This window comes from Pedobacter sp. W3I1, from assembly GCF_030816015.1.
Classification (GTDB): domain Bacteria; phylum Bacteroidota; class Bacteroidia; order Sphingobacteriales; family Sphingobacteriaceae; genus Pedobacter.
Genome location: NZ_JAUSXN010000001.1, coordinates 4,420,564 through 4,437,112, shown reverse-complemented (window position 1 = coordinate 4,437,112; position 16,549 = coordinate 4,420,564). Strand labels below are relative to the sequence as shown.

15 protein-coding genes, 2 tRNA genes and 1 pseudogene are annotated in these 16,549 nt (G+C 40.8%); 15 read left to right on the top strand and 3 right to left on the bottom strand.

The window, feature by feature from the left end; translation table 11 throughout:
* Positions 1-3 precede the first annotated feature (3 nt).
* The 12 genes and pseudogenes from QF042_RS18080 to QF042_RS26350 form a co-directional block, all read left to right on the top strand.
* Positions 4-777, top strand: coding sequence for a hypothetical protein (locus tag QF042_RS18080; protein WP_307530957.1), 774 nt, complete (start codon positions 4-6; stop codon positions 775-777).
* A 13-nt stretch (positions 778-790) separates the two neighbouring features.
* Positions 791-1,936 carry a plasmid transfer protein gene (locus tag QF042_RS18075; RefSeq protein WP_307530955.1) on the top strand — a complete coding sequence of 382 codons (1,146 nt, stop codon included), beginning with the start codon at positions 791-793 and terminating at the stop codon, positions 1,934-1,936.
* A 12-nt stretch (positions 1,937-1,948) separates the two neighbouring features.
* Positions 1,949-2,563, top strand: coding sequence for a conjugative transposon protein TraK (gene traK / locus QF042_RS18070; RefSeq protein WP_307530953.1), 615 nt, complete (start codon positions 1,949-1,951; stop codon positions 2,561-2,563).
* Positions 2,541-2,969 (top strand): hypothetical protein, encoded by a 429-nt coding sequence (locus QF042_RS18065; RefSeq protein ID WP_307530951.1) that lies wholly within the window; start codon positions 2,541-2,543, stop codon positions 2,967-2,969. Before traK ends, QF042_RS18065 begins: the two co-directional genes overlap by 23 nt.
* A gap of 10 nt (positions 2,970-2,979) precedes the next feature.
* The gene (gene traM / locus QF042_RS18060) at positions 2,980-4,176 is read left to right on the top strand and encodes a conjugative transposon protein TraM (protein WP_307530949.1); all 1,197 of its coding nucleotides are present in this window, start codon (positions 2,980-2,982) and stop codon (positions 4,174-4,176) included.
* 5 nt (positions 4,177-4,181) lie between these two features.
* The gene (locus QF042_RS18055; protein ID WP_307530947.1) at positions 4,182-5,021 is read left to right on the top strand and encodes a DUF4138 domain-containing protein; all 840 of its coding nucleotides are present in this window, start codon (positions 4,182-4,184) and stop codon (positions 5,019-5,021) included.
* A gap of 11 nt (positions 5,022-5,032) precedes the next feature.
* Positions 5,033-6,991 (top strand): type IV secretory system conjugative DNA transfer family protein, encoded by a 1,959-nt coding sequence (locus QF042_RS18050; protein ID WP_307530944.1) that lies wholly within the window; start codon positions 5,033-5,035, stop codon positions 6,989-6,991.
* Positions 6,975-7,484 (top strand): M23 family metallopeptidase, encoded by a 510-nt coding sequence (locus QF042_RS18045; protein WP_307530942.1) that lies wholly within the window; start codon positions 6,975-6,977, stop codon positions 7,482-7,484. Before QF042_RS18050 ends, QF042_RS18045 begins: the two co-directional genes overlap by 17 nt.
* Positions 7,485-7,541: 57 nt before the next feature.
* Positions 7,542-8,351 (top strand): DUF4099 domain-containing protein, encoded by an 810-nt coding sequence (locus QF042_RS18040; RefSeq protein ID WP_307530940.1) that lies wholly within the window; start codon positions 7,542-7,544, stop codon positions 8,349-8,351.
* 53 nt (positions 8,352-8,404) lie between these two features.
* Positions 8,405-9,202, top strand: a complete 798-nt coding sequence (locus tag QF042_RS18035; protein ID WP_307530938.1) for a hypothetical protein — start codon at positions 8,405-8,407, stop codon at positions 9,200-9,202.
* Positions 9,203-9,292: 90 nt separating this feature from the next.
* Positions 9,293-10,087, top strand: coding sequence for a hypothetical protein (locus tag QF042_RS18030; RefSeq protein WP_307530937.1), 795 nt, complete (start codon positions 9,293-9,295; stop codon positions 10,085-10,087).
* A gap of 321 nt (positions 10,088-10,408) precedes the next feature.
* Positions 10,409-11,332 (top strand): annotated as a pseudogene (locus tag QF042_RS26350) (recombinase family protein); the annotation flags it as partial.
* A 581-nt stretch (positions 11,333-11,913) separates the two neighbouring features.
* Here QF042_RS26350 and QF042_RS18025 read toward each other — a convergent pair.
* The 3 genes from QF042_RS18025 to QF042_RS18015 all read right to left on the bottom strand — a co-directional run bounded on the left by QF042_RS18025 (position 11,914) and on the right by QF042_RS18015 (position 12,724).
* A tRNA-Leu gene (locus QF042_RS18025) sits at positions 11,914-11,997 on the bottom strand.
* Between the two features lie 68 nt (positions 11,998-12,065).
* Positions 12,066-12,141 (bottom strand) — tRNA-Gly (locus QF042_RS18020).
* A 94-nt stretch (positions 12,142-12,235) separates the two neighbouring features.
* Positions 12,236-12,724 carry a regulatory protein RecX gene (locus tag QF042_RS18015; protein ID WP_307530934.1) on the bottom strand — a complete coding sequence of 163 codons (489 nt, stop codon included), beginning with the start codon at positions 12,722-12,724 and terminating at the stop codon, positions 12,236-12,238.
* Positions 12,725-12,785: 61 nt separating this feature from the next.
* Between QF042_RS18015 and QF042_RS18010 the strand changes: the two genes are divergently transcribed.
* The 3 genes from QF042_RS18010 (at position 12,786) to arsC (ending at position 16,480) form a co-directional block, all read left to right on the top strand.
* Entirely contained in the window at positions 12,786-15,245 is a 2,460-nt protein-coding gene (locus QF042_RS18010) for a bifunctional UDP-N-acetylmuramoyl-tripeptide:D-alanyl-D-alanine ligase/alanine racemase (RefSeq protein ID WP_307530932.1), read from the top strand.
* 289 nt (positions 15,246-15,534) lie between these two features.
* Positions 15,535-16,125 carry a DUF502 domain-containing protein gene (locus QF042_RS18005; RefSeq protein ID WP_307530930.1) on the top strand — a complete coding sequence of 197 codons (591 nt, stop codon included), beginning with the start codon at positions 15,535-15,537 and terminating at the stop codon, positions 16,123-16,125.
* Positions 16,126-16,135: 10 nt separating this feature from the next.
* Complete coding sequence (gene arsC / locus QF042_RS18000) at positions 16,136-16,480, top strand: arsenate reductase (glutaredoxin) (protein ID WP_307530929.1); 345 nt, start codon at positions 16,136-16,138, stop codon at positions 16,478-16,480.
* The last annotated feature ends 69 nt before the right edge of the window (positions 16,481-16,549 follow it).

Genomic DNA, 16,549 nt, shown 5'->3' with positions numbered 1-16,549 from the left:
CTTATGAAGAATTTATTTACAGTCTTGCTGCTGTGTACAGTTTTTACAGTACAGGCACAGAAACAGATCCGGGATGAAAGTATTGTCAACCAGCAGGAGCGTATGGTGTTCAAACAATGGGACAGAAAAAAGTTTACGCCCACTTCCGGATTTCTGGGGCTTAACCCGTATTACTGGTTGACCTGGGGGCTTCATCCCAACTATCCCAAAACGGATCTGCGTCCATTGGCCACGGCTGGCGCCCAGACTCAACGCCTAGTGGCGGTGACAGGCATGCAGCAGACCGATCGAAATTATGAGCTGCAGTCTGATACGCTAGCGCAGACCTCACTTTTACAGATCGCGGGAATTTCAGGAATGCTTTCGGCCACAGATCCCTTATGGATACTTTATTATTCACGTCAGCTAAAAGGGGTAACTGATTTTGATCCCGGAGAGGCAATGGCGGCAGTTCCCCAGATGGCGAGGGAGAAGGTCATTTCCAGCGGTGGCCTGGACTGGTACAAACGGGAGGTAGCTATCCTTTCGCAAAGGCTGGAAGCGGCCCGGACAACGACGCTGGAAAGGGGCGCGAGAATTTTATCCTATCACAGGCTGCTAGCTGAATATCGCAAAATATCAGCACTATGGGCCGATAAGGTGATTGCGGCTGCCCGGGAACCTGCAAGGGTTAAGGTAAGACAGAACCTGAACGATCAGGTAGTAAAAATAGATGGCTGGACACCGGAATCAGACGTGTGGACCGCAAAAGAAATCCTTAATAAAAGAAAATATTAAACCAAAAAGCGAAATGAAAAAGATGTTGTTGTTAGGCATGGTCATGCTCAGCGCTGGTCTTGCGTTCGGGCAGACCAGCGATTATCGAAAATCCTTTGAATTTCTTCAGGGAAACGGGGTCTATGAAGAAGGGGTGATGGTGATCCTGAAGGGGTTAAAGGATTCGATATGGACACATTTTGATATGTTCATTGCGGATGCCAAGGCTTTGGCTGCGATCTTTATGATCATCTTTTTTGCGATCAAATCCTATGAAATGATAGCAGGTGATAAAAAACTGGAAATTATGCCCCTGTTAAGGCCTTTTGGTCTGGTCATGATCATACTATGGTGGGGAGCGTTTGTAAAGATGATCGCTTTTCCAACTGACCTCGTGGCCGCCCGGACCGAAACCATGTTCAACAGTGAGCAGGCCGAGGTCAATACGCTCAGGCTTATCCGAGCTGATTATATGCAGAAGGTCGCCAACTCCCTATACAGTTTTCAGGCAGAGACTGAAATGGCCGAAAAGGAGTCTGATACCTGGATGGGCAGAGCCTGGGATTCTGTGACCAGTACGGTCAAGGAGGGAATGTCCACAGTGGTGAGTCCAGTAATAGAACTAAAGAACCGTCTGAAGATCGGAATGCAGCTCCTGCTAACCCAATTGCTGGAACTGCTCGGGATCTGGATATTGAGACTGGCAACCTATGTGATCTTTATGATCCAGATTATCTATTCCACCATACTGATTATCTTGGGCCCATTTGCCGTTGCTGTAAGTATTCTGCCTGCGTTCCGCGACTCCTTAAGCACCTGGATAGCACGTTTTGTATCGGTAAACCTTTATCTGGGGATTGCTTATCTGATCATGTACCTGGTTGCGCTTCTACAGAAATACGCGATGACCACTGAGATCAGCAGGTATAAGGAGCTTATTGGAGAAAACGGAGAAGCTGCAAATCTGGAGAAAATGGCCTGGTTCGCAGGCAATGGTATCCTTTCCTTTGGAACGGTAATCGTGAGCTTTCTCATCGGTGCGATCTGTATGTTCACTGTGCCCAGTATTTCGACCTGGATTATCTCGACCTCGGGTATCAGTTCAGCTGCCTCCAATTTTGGCCGTGGATCGCAGACCGTTATCGGTATGGCCAAAAAGGCTACAGGTAAATTCTTTTAAACCATAATCATCATGATCATTAAAAATATTGAGTCCAAAATCCGTTTGGCCACTCTGGTTTCCATGGGCAGTCTGGTCTGTGCCTCTCTAATCTCTATTTCGACTGGCTTTTTCGCCTACAAGCAGATCGAGATTGCTAGAAAGAGTATTTACATTTTTGAAAACAATGTACCTGTAATGGCCAGACAGACCGATGAGCAGCTGATCCGGCCAGCGGTATACCGTGGACATGTGGAGCTTTTTCATTCACTGTTTTTTTCCCTTACCCCGGATGACAGGTATATCGATTACCAGATGAAAAAGGCCATGTACCTCATCGATGAGTCAGGGATGCAGCAATACCTGAATTTAAAGGAAAAAGGATATTTCAGTTCCATACTTTCCAGCAGTTCTGTGCTTACCCTTCAGACAGATTCAATCTATATCGACGTCAAAAAGAAATACTTCCGCTATTATGGAAAGCAGCGGATCGAGCGAAGGAGTTCTATTGTTACCCGTTCAATGATAACTGAAGGCTACTTAAGGGATATCCCGAAAAGTGACAATAACCTATATGGAGTACTGATCCTCTCCTGGAAGACCATTGAAAATAAAGATATCGAAAATGTTCAGAAAAATCCGATCTAACAGAGCGCCTGACAGGACGGTTCCTATCGAGCTCTATCAAGAATTTCGCCCTTACCTGGTTTTTATACGCAGTCGGATAATACAGCTATTAAGGGCCTATCCAAGGCATGTATTTGTGCTGATGGTTGCGCTGGTTATTTTTTCTGTGCTGTTTTCATTTGGCGTACTATCCCTGGAGGATAAACAAGAAATAAAGGCGGTTGCATTAAGCAATAAACCGAAGAGCAGTAAACAGTCATATTCGATTGATGATGGGTTATCCAGGATCAGTGTTACAGGCTTAAAGCTTAGAAAAACATTGGAGATCAGAAAGCAGGTAGATTCAGTATTGGACAGGGAAAAATTGAACAGCGCTGATTCGATTTTTCTGAAAGCTAAACTAGAGGATCTCAAAAAGCTCCGTTAAACAAAATGTTATGAAAATAGATTTTAAAAATCCACGCTACATCATTCCCCTGATTGCCGTTCCTTTTCTATGCCTTTTCTTTTTCGTGTATAGGCAGAGCATTTCAAAAAAACAGACAGTAAGGACCGAAAAGGATATCAGCGGAAACCTTGCTGAGATATCGGACCAGGTCCGTGAACGCGGGCTTTCGGATAAGCTGGAAGCTTATAAAAACAGTTATAAGGAGGCTGATGGATACTCAGCAATAAAAGCTGTTGGGGAGGATCTGTTGCCGCAGGCGACGATGGCCAGTTCTTATTCTGACCGTGAGAAAAACAGGCTGGACTCTATTGAAGAATCCATCAAAAGGCAGGCCTACTTACCTATGCAGCAGAGCAGAAAACCTTTATCCGGTTATTCTCCCGCAAGAACCGAAAGCGGTATAGGCACCAGGCCTGAAGACCGCGCAGTGGCACAAGCGCTGGCAAGCCTGGCGGAAGCCAGAAACAGAGAGCGGCCACCTTCTACTGGTACGACAAAAGAAACTGATCCCATGGATCTGTTTAAAAAGCAGATGGCCTATATAGACAGCATGCAGAAAGTTAATGACCCTGCTTACATCGACCTGCAGAAGGAAAAAAAGATAAAGGTAGAGGAACTTATCCGAGAAGAGAAAGTTCTTCCCGTTTCCAGGAAGTCTGCGGTCAAATCTGAATTCAATACCCTTTTAGCGGATGAAAGCAGGGAGATGATTACCGCGATCATCGATGAAGATGTTACCGGGTATTCAGGATCAAGGATACGACTTAGGCTGCTTGAGGAGGTTTATGTAGGAAAACTGCAGTTGCCAAAAGGAACATATATGTATGCCAGGATTAGCGGTTTTTCAGAGCAACGTGTTCAGTTAGAGATCAGCTCTGTATTATGTGCTGGAAAAGTCCTTCCAATAAAACTCTTGATTTATGATATGGACGGCCTGCCTGGCTTATATGTTCCCGCTTCAGCCTTCCGGGAGTTCTCCAAGGGACTTGGTTCAAGCCCAGTCCAGGGATTCAATACGATGGGCAGCGGCCAGGGCCAGAACGAATTTGTGATGAGTACCATAGACAGGCTTTTCCAGTCAAGCTCTTCAGCCATTGCCAACATGGTCAGGAAAAACAGGGCGAAGTTAAAGTACAACAACCAGGTATTCCTTGTCGATCCTCAGGATCTTCAGGGCCAAAATTAAAAGATATGAAAAATAAAATTTTAACAGCTATACTGATCCTTGCTATGGCAGGGAATCTTTTTGCTCAAGTTTCAGGCAATATTATTGGATCATCCTCAGAGATTCCAAAGGTTTTTATCAAGCGGTCCCTGACATTGCATTTTCTAGCTCCGGAAAAGATTACATATGTTGACATTCCGAAAGGAATGGTTGGCGATCTGCCGGATAAAAATCTGCTGAGGGTTAAAATTCCTGATTCGGCCAAAATCAAAGGTGCGTTTATCGGAGTACTCACCATCCTTGGAGAAAAAAGGATCAAACAGTACGCTATGATCTATGATGACAGGCCGGAAACTGCCTTTAGTCCGCTAATTGATATTGGTATCGGTGGGATGAGGACCATTGAACCGAAAACTTCGATGGTATCAAGTGCTGAACTTGACAGTATTTCCAGGGCGATGCTGGAACATGGGCCGCTGAAGGCGGATGCGAGGAAAAAGAAAAATGGAATCCGTGCTGTGTTAAACGGTATCAGGACGGTCGGAGAGTTTATTCTGCTGGATATTGGATTTGAGAATATGACCGATATCCCTTACGAGATTGATGGGCTGAGGTTTCGCATCGAAGATGAGAAGCAGCATAAGGCAACCACGGTACAGTCACTGGAAATTGTTCCGGTATCAAGCCTGCTAAATATCCAGGCCTTTGAAAAAAGGTACCGGAATATTTTTGTCCTTCGCAGGTTGACCTTTCCGGACCATAAACGGCTTAAGATAGAATTGTCCGAAAAGCAGATCTCAGGACGTTCGATTACTTTTGATATCCGCTATTCCGATATCCTTAAGGCTAAAAAGATTATCATTTAAATGACGTTGCTATGGAAGAGACCAGGGAAATTCAGAAACTTCACGGTTTTTTGCAGTGTCTGATCTATTTTGCGATCGCGCTGGAGATAAGTATTTTTGTTTATCTAAACGCACCCTTCTGGGGCATTTTCAATGTAGGACTGGTAAAGATCAAAACAATAATTATTTATAAAGAGCTGATTTTTAGTAAGTTTTCTGTGCTGCTATTAATCTGTCTTGTCAGTATTGGTACGCTATCCAAAAAACAGCTGGACTTTGATCCCAAGACAAAAGTACTTTATCCTTTAACATTTGGTCTGCTCCTTTATTTCGGTAGCACGTTTTTTTATGGAAAACCAGGTCGGTTGGTGTTTGCATACACTACGGTAATGGATCTGACCTATATGGTATTTTCCCTTGTCGGAGCTATACTGATCAGTATTTCCATGGATAATGTTTCTAAAATCATCAGGTCGGGACTGGGAAAGGATAAATGGAATGTTGAAGCTGAAAGTTTCATGCAGCAGGTCAAAAAGATAGAGAATCCTTACTCGGTAAATATACCGATGCTTTTCTATTTTAAACGGAAAGTGCGGAAGGGCTGGGTAAATATTGTAAATCCCTTCCGTGCAACAATTTTAATCGGGACCCCAGGATCTGGAAAATCTTTTTCGATCGTTAACCCCTTTATCAGGCAGCTGATTGCAAAGTCATTTACAGTCTGTTTATACGATTTTAAGTTTCCTGATCTTGGAAAGATTGCTTATTACCAGTTTTTGAAGGCAAAGAAAAAAGGCTTACTGAAAGATTTTACTTTTCATGTGATCAACTTGACGGATGTCGAAAAAAGCAGAAGGATAAATCCGTTCCGGTGCGATTATATCACGATGCTGGCAGATGCTTCAGAGACTGCGGAAGGAACCGTGGAAGCACTTAAGAAAGGAGATAAGGCCAGTGGGAGTGATGCTTTTTTTACGCAATCAGCCATCAATTTTCTGGCTTCCTGTATCTATTTTATGAGCAGGTTTGAAAAGGGGAAATATTCCAGTCTTCCGCATGTAATGGCTTTTTTAAACCGTTCTTATGAAGAGATTTTTTCTGTACTTTTTACCAACCAAGAGCTAGTCTCACTGCTATCGCCTTTCAAATCTGCATTCGCTGCAAAGGCTTTTGATCAATTGGAAGGGCAGATTGGAACGTTAAAAATATTCATGAGCCGCATGGCTACAAAGGAAACATTCTGGGTGTTTTCCGGGGATGATTTCAACCTGAAAATTTCTGATCCGTCATCGCCGGGGATATTGGTGCTGGCGAACGATCCCAATACGCAGAACATCAATTCTGCCTGTTATTCGGTTGTAATTAACCGGCTTACCAGGCTGATCAATTCAAAGGGAAATCTTCCGTCGGCAATTTTACTTGATGAAGGTCCTACAATTTTCGTTCACCGGATTGAGAACCTGATTGCAACGGGAAGATCCAATAAGGTTGCCGTATTAATAGGAATGCAGGAGTTGCCCCAGTTCAAACAGCAGTACGGAAAAGATACGGCAACTACCATCACTTCCGTAGTTGGCAATGTGCTCTCCGGTTCTGCGAGGAACAAAGAAACATTAGACTGGCTGGAAAGGATCTTCGGTAAATCAAAACAGATCGGCGAAAGTATTTCCATCGATAGGAGCAAAGTATCCAAATCGATCAGTGAAAAACTGGAAGTACTGATTCCTGCAGGTAAGATCACTACGCTCGGTGCAGGAGAGCTGGTGGGGTTACTGGCTACGGATGTAGATGATAAGTATACCGGTGAGTATGAAACCTCTGCTATAAACTGCAAGATCAACCTGGATTTAAAAGAAATTCAAAAGGAGGAAGAAGGATATGTTGAACTACCTAAATTTTACGACTTTGGTGGAAAGAAGGAAGAAATCCTCACACGGAATTTTTTGCGGATCAATCAGGAAATCGAGTTATTGGTTGCTGGTTTCATGTAGTGCTTTATTGATCAGTGTTACTGGATACGGGGCCGTTCAGGATACTGCTTTTACTAAATGGTATGCAACGTTTCCACTCAAAGAATTTAAACTAAATTCTGCTTATGGTATCAGGGTTCATCCGGTTACCGGAGAACGGTATTCTTTTCACAAGGGAATAGACATAGCAGGTAAAAACGAGATTGTTGTTTCTTTGCTCCCAGGAATAATTGATAAAATTGGCTATACGTCCATAATGGGCAATTATGTTGCCATAAGATACGGTGGCTATGTCGTTTATTATGCCCACTTATCGAAAATATATTGTTGTGTTGGCCTGATTGTTCCTACGGGCTATCCCATAGGGCTTACCGGATCAACGGGCAGGACAACGGGCGAACATTTGCATCTATCTGTGCTACGGGACAGAGCGAGCATTAATCCGCTTTATTTTCTTATGATAATTCTATCAATTTCAGGCGCGGAACTCAAGCACTATTTATATGGCGGATAAGCAAAAATTACCCATTGTCCCCATCAGGTTTTAATCAAAATTTTTAAATGAATCAATATGCAGACTGCAAACTTGAATGTGCGGGATCTTCCGGTTGAAGATCTGCGCGAACTCGGACTGTTTAGGGAAGGAGAGATTAGTCTTCCCAAAAAGGATATCGATGCCCTAGTGTCTGGAATGCGGACCGGGCTTATCAGGCTAAATAATATTAATCATGGCGGCATTGAAATAAAGGAGATGAGTGTAAAGCTTTCCCTGGCCAAAAATGCAGATGGAAAAGCTGAATTGTTGGTGCACCCTGTTTACAAACAGAGTAACCTTCCCTCTATTATTTCCCGTGAGGAAGGAGATGACCTGTTGACAGGCCTGAAAGCCAACCTCATTAAGGAGACTTCTGAGAATGGAGAGCAAAAGAAGCTAATGGTGGAATATGATTGGGACACGCGTGAATTTATTGTAACCGATACTTCAAGGCTCAAGGTGCCGGATATGATAAATGGTATGCCACTCAGCCCTTACCAAAAAGAACGGTTCGGCAACGGGCGGCAAATCGAAATGCCTGACGGGACTACCTTTCAGGCCAGTAGTACTACTCCAGACGGCATCCGTTCCAATAGGTTGGCATTGGTTGTCTCCCTTTTGATGGACGGTGGGATATCCTATCTCCTGTTAACAGGGCTAAAAGCTATGGTTGGAGATAGGGGGCTTTTGCCTCAGAAAGATGAGCGGAATGAAAATTATCAGAAAGCGCTTCAGGCAGCGGCGGTCCAAAAGTCGGCAAACAAAAGTACTGAGGAAAGAAACGCTCCGCTCACAAACAATAATGAGTACTCGCGCGGATATGGCAGATCTGGGCTGTCCAGATAACCTTTACATAAAATGTTAATCAACTGAATTTTAAACCTTTAATTTTTTTAATTATGAATGAGAATAATTTAGAATACTTACAGAATACCTTAAAGTACTTAGGTTTTGGAGATTCTCTAAATGCAAGTCTGAAGGAATCAATTACACATGGGCCGCAAGGCTTTAACCTTCAGTCCCCCGCTATGGAGATGTCAGATCCGGCTAAAAGATATGAGCAGGGATTTGGTGATAAGATTTCATACTTACTTAGTTTTTCAAAAAGTAAGGAAAGTGACATGTATTTTTTTAACAGTTATCAGGCGACATTGAAGAAGGCTAATACACCTGATCTTATCTCACAGACTTTTTATATCAACAAAGGAAAAGGAGTGACAGCTAAAGAAAGTTATAATTTGCTTTCTGGACGTGCTGTAAACAAGGATGTTGTTTTGAAGAGTGGCGAAAAAGCAAATCTTTGGCTAAAGCTCGATTTCACTGAACATACCCCAGAGAAAGGTTACGCAGTGAATTCTTATGGAGAAAATTATGGCTTTAGCCTTAAAGAAACAGTAGATAAATATAATATACTGAATATGGAGAAGGCTGGTTTTAGGGATCAGTTACTGAAGAGCCTTGAACGTGGAAATCTTCATGAAGTATCCTTCATGAAGAATGGAAAGGAAACAACTGGTTTTGTTACCGCAAATCCTCAATTCAAAACCCTGGATTTTTATATGCTCGATATGAGCCAGGTTTATAGTAAAGCGGTAGATTTAAGAGAAGCATTTGCGAAAGCGACGCAATCAAATGAAATAAAAGAAGCTGTGGTGGAGGAGGCTTCGGTGGAAGCAAAAAAGGGAAGGGGTAGATAATTTGAAGACCTGCCATTGAAAACGGAATAGGGGGCTAATTCCCCCTCCGTTTCATTTGTAAAATAATTAATTTTTAAAAATATCTGGGTTATGATAGAAGACAGCTTGAGGCCCCTTTATGATTGTCTGAAATATTTAGGATTTGGCACCGTCTTAAATACAACGTTAAGGGAGTGCATAGAACATGGGCTTCCTAAATTCAAATTGAAATTAAGTATGAATATTCCGGCAGAATATGGAGACAACAGGCCGGAATTAGCAGATGCGGTCCATTACGAACTATACTTTCTGAAAAATAAGGAAGAGCAGAGATACCTGTTGGATAGGTATCGCGCTACACTTATGCCAGACAATGTGGTTAGTTTGATCAGTCATGTCTTTCCTGTAAAAAATGGTATAGGGATAACAGGGAAAGAGAGTTTTAATCTTCTTTCTGGTCGTGCGGTCAATAAGCTTGTTGTATTCAAAAATAACGAAAGAGAAAGGGTATGGCTAAAGTTAGGCCTCAGAGAATGGGATCCAGACAAAGGTTTTAATGTTAAATATTATGGTGATAAACATGGTTTTAACCTTAGTAATGTGATCGACAAGTTTGAAATTCTTGGCATTGAAACTGCTGGATCAAGGAATCAGTTTATAAGAAGTCTTGAACAGGGTAATCTTCATGCAGTATCTTTCGTTAAAAGTGGGAAAGAGGCAAACGGTTTTGTGACAGCAAATCCACAATATAAAACACTCGACTTCTACGACAGAGATCTCAGTAAGGTTTACCGTAGGGCTGTAGATCGCCGTGAATCTTTGGTAGCAGACGAAACGAATAATGAACGGGAAGTTGGAGGCGGACAGGGGCCAGTTATAGAGGGTGGAAAAGGAATACGCAGATAATCAATCCCTTTATTGAGAACACCAGGCAGGAGCCATAGCTCCTGCCTGGTGTTCTTGTTTAGGTATGTCTTTAAGAAGATATTTTTAATAGTCAATTTGAGGTTGTTTATCGAGAAACTGAGCGTGTGATATTTTGATTTGTTTTATTGTTTTAAACCATGGAGGAGATGGTCTCGATTTGGAAATGAATGATTGTGAAACGAATAATAAGGAAGTAGAAGAAAAAAATAACTTTATCGATCCTAAAATTGTTGGTAATGAGGAAAAAATGCTAAATTTAATAGTAAAAATTATAGTTAAAATTCTTATTAAGGAGGTCAAATGAACGCAATTGGATATATCCGTCTGAGTAAAAAGGATCAGTCCCAGTATTCTCTGGGCTATCAGGAAAAAAGCATAGAAGACTATTGCACTAAAAATGGAGTTGAACTTCTAGAGGTTTTTAGTGACAATGGAAAAAGTAGCTATACGTTTGACAGACCAGACTATATTGCTTTGGAAACATTCATTAAGCTCCATAAAGGAGCAATTCAATATTTAGTCGTAATGGATCATGACCGTTTCAGTCGAAATCTTTCTGAGGCGCTTGCAAAGATCGAAAGTTTAGAGAAGAAATTTGGAATCAAAGTTTTAGCTACCAATGAGGCATTGGATATAGATACTCAAGATCCAAGTGTATTTATCCAGAGAGCCTTTAAGTATTTAATGGCAAATCAGGAACTTTTTAGTATTAGGAAACGCGTCAAAATGGGGGTGAGACACGCCATCGAAAGTGGAAGGTTCATCAACAAAGCACCTTATGCTTATATAAATACTAGAGAAGAGGGTGGGAAGTCAACGATTGAAATAGATGATGAAAAGGCAATTATTATCCGAAAAATTTTCTTTGATTTTATAGAGGGTAAAATGCCTTACATCATACATAAGGAGGTGAAGGCAATGGGTTTTCCGGCAAAGGGGAATAGCGCAATTGTGCGAGTTTTAAGTAATTGTGTTTATGCTGGACTTATAAAAGTTCCTGCTGGAAAGGATTCCGCAGAGCGATATATTAAAGGCAAACATGTTGGGATAATTCTCGAAGAAAATTTTTGGCTGGTGCAGCGAATGTTGGAGAACAAAAGACCAACAAAAACCCAACCGCATGAGGATAGTCCATTGAGGGGAGTTTTAAAATGTCCATGCGGATTAAGTATGACATCCGGATGGAGCAAGGGTAAGAAAAAATATTATCTGTACTACCGTTGTACAAAGCATCATGGTATAAATATTTCTGCTGTTAAATTACATGAAGAGTGGGATCAAATACTAAAGCTTTTAAGTTTTAATAAAGACCAAGTTGACTATATCATAGCTAATAGCAAAAAAATGATACAGTCAAACCTTCAGGTAAATGTTCAAAAAATTGCTGAAAATAAATCCTTGCTTAAAGAACTGGAGAATAAGATTCAAAGATTGGAGGAAAAGATGATGAACGATGAAATCGAAGCTACAACTTACAAAAAATGGTTTTCCAAATACTCCGGTGAGAAATCCTATCTTTTGAGCGAGATAAAGAAATTAAATGCAGGGGATCAGTTAAGAAATAGTTCAATGCTAAAGTTATTACCGGCACTCGTGAATATACCAGCTATTTTTGAAAAGGCCGATATACTAGATCAGCATTCTTTAATTCGGGAGGTGTTCAAACATGATATCACTTATTCAGATGGGGCATGTCGAACACCATCTATTAATCCTGCATTTGCTCATAATGTATTGAAATTCAAAGAGAAAGGGTTGCTCTTTCTGGAGCAACCCTCTTCAAAAATGGGTAGAGTTCCCATTCGTACTCGGGGCGGGAATCGAACCCGCACGCCTTTGAAAGCACAGGATTTTAAGTCCTGCGTGTCTACCAGTTCCACCACCCGAGCATTAGCCTGTTCCGAAATCCTTCGGTAGGTTAACTTTAAAATAAATGCCTTCTGGTAGGAAGGCATTTTGGAGCGAAAGACGAGATTCGAACTCGCGACCCCGACCTTGGCAAGGTCGTGCTCTACCAACTGAGCTACTTTCGCATTTACAAAACTGATGTTGTTGTTTCGTTTTGGTGATGCAAATATAGGCAGATTTATATTTCTGTCAAGAGATTTCTTGTTAAAAATCTAATATTTAATTTAAATTGCTGGCTTTCAGTACAAGTAAAATTAAATCAGTTTCAAAACCTTTTGCCTGAAGGTAGCTCATCAGCTTATTTTTTCTTTTAAACGGATCATTTTCGTTTAAATGCTCCGCTTTTTTTAAAGCTAATTTTTCGATAGTTTGTATATAATCATCATCATCGATGCTGTAAATTGCCTTTTGCAAAATTTTATCGGGCACGCCCTTTAATTTTAAACCCTGTTTAATTTTAACACGCCCCCAATGTTTGATGTTAAATTTGCCCGATGCATAACTTTTAGCAAACCTTTCTTCATTTAAAAAATTATTCAAAATCAGCTCGCTAATAATTTCTTCCAGTTCATCGCCGCGCATGCCCCATTCTACCAGTTTGTATCGTACTTCCTTTTGCGAACGCTCCTGGTAAACACAAAAATGCTCAGCTTTTACCAGTGCTTGTTTTTTATCTAATAATACTGTCTCTTGTTTACCGCTTTTCATAATTAATTACTGAAATTCGTAAAAATAATAGCGATTACCGCATTTTCTGAAATATAATAGCATGCAAAATCCAATATACACGATAACCAAAATAGCCGAAATTTTAAATGCTGATGCCAAATTAATTGATGGACAGGTTATTATTCAAAATTTGGTGATCGATAGCCGTTCGGTTTTGGTTCCGGAAAATTCTATGTTTTTTGCCCTGTCTTCGCACCGCGACGGACATGAATTTATTAAAGATGCTTATACAAAAGAGATCAGGAATTTTGTAATTACCGAAGCAAAATACGTTAACGAATATCCCGACTGCAATTTTTTACTGGTGGATGATGCCCTGGCAGCACTACAAAAGTTAAGCACTTATCATCGAAATCAGTTCGGTTTAAAAACAATAGGTATTACGGGCAGCAACGGGAAAACAATTGTTAAAGAATGGTTATATCAACTTTTGGCAACCGACTTTAATATTGTTAAAAGTCCGAAAAGTTATAATTCACAAATAGGAGTGCCGCTTTCGGTATGGCAGATTGAGGCCGATCATACCCTGGGCATTTTCGAAGCTGGTATTTCTGCAGTTAACGAGATGCAGCGTTTAGCTGAAATTATCCGTCCAGAAATTGGAATCTTAACTAATATTGGCGAAGCACATGCCGAAGGATTCAGTTCTAAAAAGGAAAAACTAAGTGAGAAACTGAAACTCTTTTCAGCATCCGAACTGTTTATTTATTCGCCCGAATATGTAACCGAAATCAGTGCAAAAGAACTTCCTGGTAAAAAAAGGTTTAGCTGGAGTAGTAAACAAACAGCAGATCTTCAGGTTATTGCGGTTGAACCTATTGAAGGAAACTGCTATTTAAGGGCCATTTATCAGAACAGGGAAATTGAATGCATTTTGCCGTTTAAAGATAAAGCGTCGATAGAAAATGGAATAATTTGCTGGGCAACCTTATTGGCTTTGGATTATACACCAGAGCAGGCCGATTTCCGTTTGGAAAAGCTGAGCCATGTGAGCATGCGTTTAGAACTGAAAAATGGTATCAATCAATGTTCCATTATCGACGATTCTTACAGCGCAGATATTTCTTCATTGGCTATTGCCCTTGATTTTTTAAATCAGCAGAATCAGCACGCAAAGAAAACCGTTATCCTTTCCGAACTATTTGAAACAGGGAGAGATGATTTAGATTTATATACAGAAATAGCCGAATTGCTTTTGCAGAAAAAGGTAAACCGACTGATTGGAATTGGCACTCATATTTCGAGGTATGCTGATCTTTTTAAGTTTGAGACGCAGTTTTTCGACGATACGAATGCTTTTATCGATGCTTTCCCTGGTTTACAGTTTAACCACGAAACTATTTTGGTAAAAGGGGCCAGACGGTTCGAGTTTGGCCGGATCAGTAAACTCCTTACCCAGAAAATACACGATACGGTTTTAGAAATCGATCTGAATGCCATGGTAAGTAATCTGCAATTTTATCGTTCTAAAATCAAATCTGGTGTTAAAATAATGGCCATGGTTAAGGCCTTTTCGTATGGGAGCGGAAGTTTCGAAATTGCCAATTTATTGCAGTTCCATAAGGTAGATTATTTAGCAGTGGCGTATGCCGATGAAGGTATTGCCTTGCGTAAAGCGGGCATCACTTTGCCTATCATGGTGATGAGTCCTGAGGAATCTGCTTTCGAAGCCATCATTAAACATAAACTCGAACCCGAAATTTATAGCGTAGAAATACTGAATAGTTTTTTAAATGCGCTGTCTGACTATGATTTCGATTATCCGATTCACATTAAAATAGATAGTGGTATGCACCGCTTAGGCTTTGACCAGTCAGAAATCGATACCTTGTCTCATCTGCTTAAAGATTCGGCCAGGGTAAAGGTTCAGAGTATTTTTTCTCACCTGGTGGCAAGTGATGCTGCAGAACACGATGGATTTACACAACAACAGATTGAAAAATTTAAAATCATCGCCAATCAGCTGGTCGAAGCTTTAGGTTATAAACCTTTGCTTCATATATCCAATACTTCAGGCATTTCGCGTTGGCCCGAAGGACAAATGGATATGGTACGTTTGGGCATAGGTTTATATGGGTTTGATTCTGCTTTAACCAATAACCGGGGTTTACAGACCGTAATGGTACTTAAAACTACAGTTACCCAGGTGAAGACTTTAGCGCCAGGCGAAACTGTAGGATACAGCAGGAAAGGGGTAATGCCAAACGGCGGAAAAATAGCAACTGTAAAAATTGGCTACGCAGACGGATATACCAGATATTTTGGCAATGGCGTTGGTAAAATGCTCATCAATGGCCATTTGGTGCCTACAATTGGCTCAATCTGTATGGATATGACCATGTTAGATATCACAGGAATTGACGTAAAGCCTGGGGATGAAGCCATTGTTTTTAATAACGCGCACACCATTATGCAGCTGGCGAAAGATATCGGTACTATTCCCTATGAAATTCTGACGAATATCTCGCAAAGGGTTAAACGGGTTTATTTCTATGAGTAAGTTCATTGGTTCAGTTGTTCATTTGTCATTTAGTATGGCAAACTGCCTATTGGTTCGCTTGTTCAGCTGTTCATTAGTATAGCATATTGCCCATTAGCTCTTTTGTTCAACAGTTCATTGGTGTAGCGATTGGTTAGATACATATTATGTACAATAAAATTTTTAGAGAATGAACGAAACAACAACTCTGATATAACCGATTGCTAGGATATGCTCCCTGTACAAATGAACTAATGGCTAATGAACTGTATAATGAACCAATGAACTAAAAAAATGTTATTTTTGCACCATGAATAAAGTCGGGAAAGCTATTTTAAACTATTTGATTAAAGGTTTATTAATTGTTGTGCCCATTGCCGTGAGTATTTTTATTGTGGTTTGGGCGGTTACAACTGTAGATAGCTGGTTGAATGTAAACAATATTTTAGGCGTAAATCCCAATACTGGCGAAAGCCGGAATATTCCTGGCTTAGGCTTGTTGACTGTTTTAGCCCTCATTTTGTTGGCCGGCATCTTTGTAACCAATTTGGTAACCGAACCCATGTACAATTGGTTTCAGCGGATCATGCAAAGGTTGCCATTACTTAATTTTATCTATTCATCTATAAAAGATTTAACAGAGGCTTTTGTTGGCGATGAGAAGAAATTTAACCACCCGGTGCTGGTAGAAGTAGAAGGAGGCCTGAAAAAGATTGGATTTTTAACGCAGAACGATCTACATAAACTCAAGCTCCCGGATGAAGTTGCCGTATATTTTCCACTTTCTTATTCTTTTGCAGGTCAGCTTTGCATTGTAAGAAGAGATAAGGTAACCGATTTGCAGATGACAGCAGCTGAAGCCATGAAACTGGTGGTAAGCGGCGGTGTAAGCGGACTTTAACCATTTCTAAATGATAACGATATACCACAATAACAGATGCACCAAAAGCCGTTGTGCTTTAGCAGAATTAGAAACCAGTGGAAAAGCTTTTGAGGTGATTTATTATTTGGAAACTCCGCCCAGTAAAAGTGAGCTTGAAAATATTATTCGGAAACTGGGCATTAAACCATTGGAATTGATCCGCAAAGGGGAAAAGGTTTTTACTGAAAATTATAAAGGAAAAACCTTAACCGATGAAGAATGGGTTGACGCCATGATCATGCATCCAATTTTAATTGAAAGACCGATTATTGTCTCAGGAGATCAAGCGGTTATTGCCAGACCAACCGAAAAGATAAAAGAGATTTTAGGTTAACTTAATATTGGGTATCGTCATGCTGAACTTGTTTCAGTATCTTCCTTGCAATATAGACCCTGAAATAAA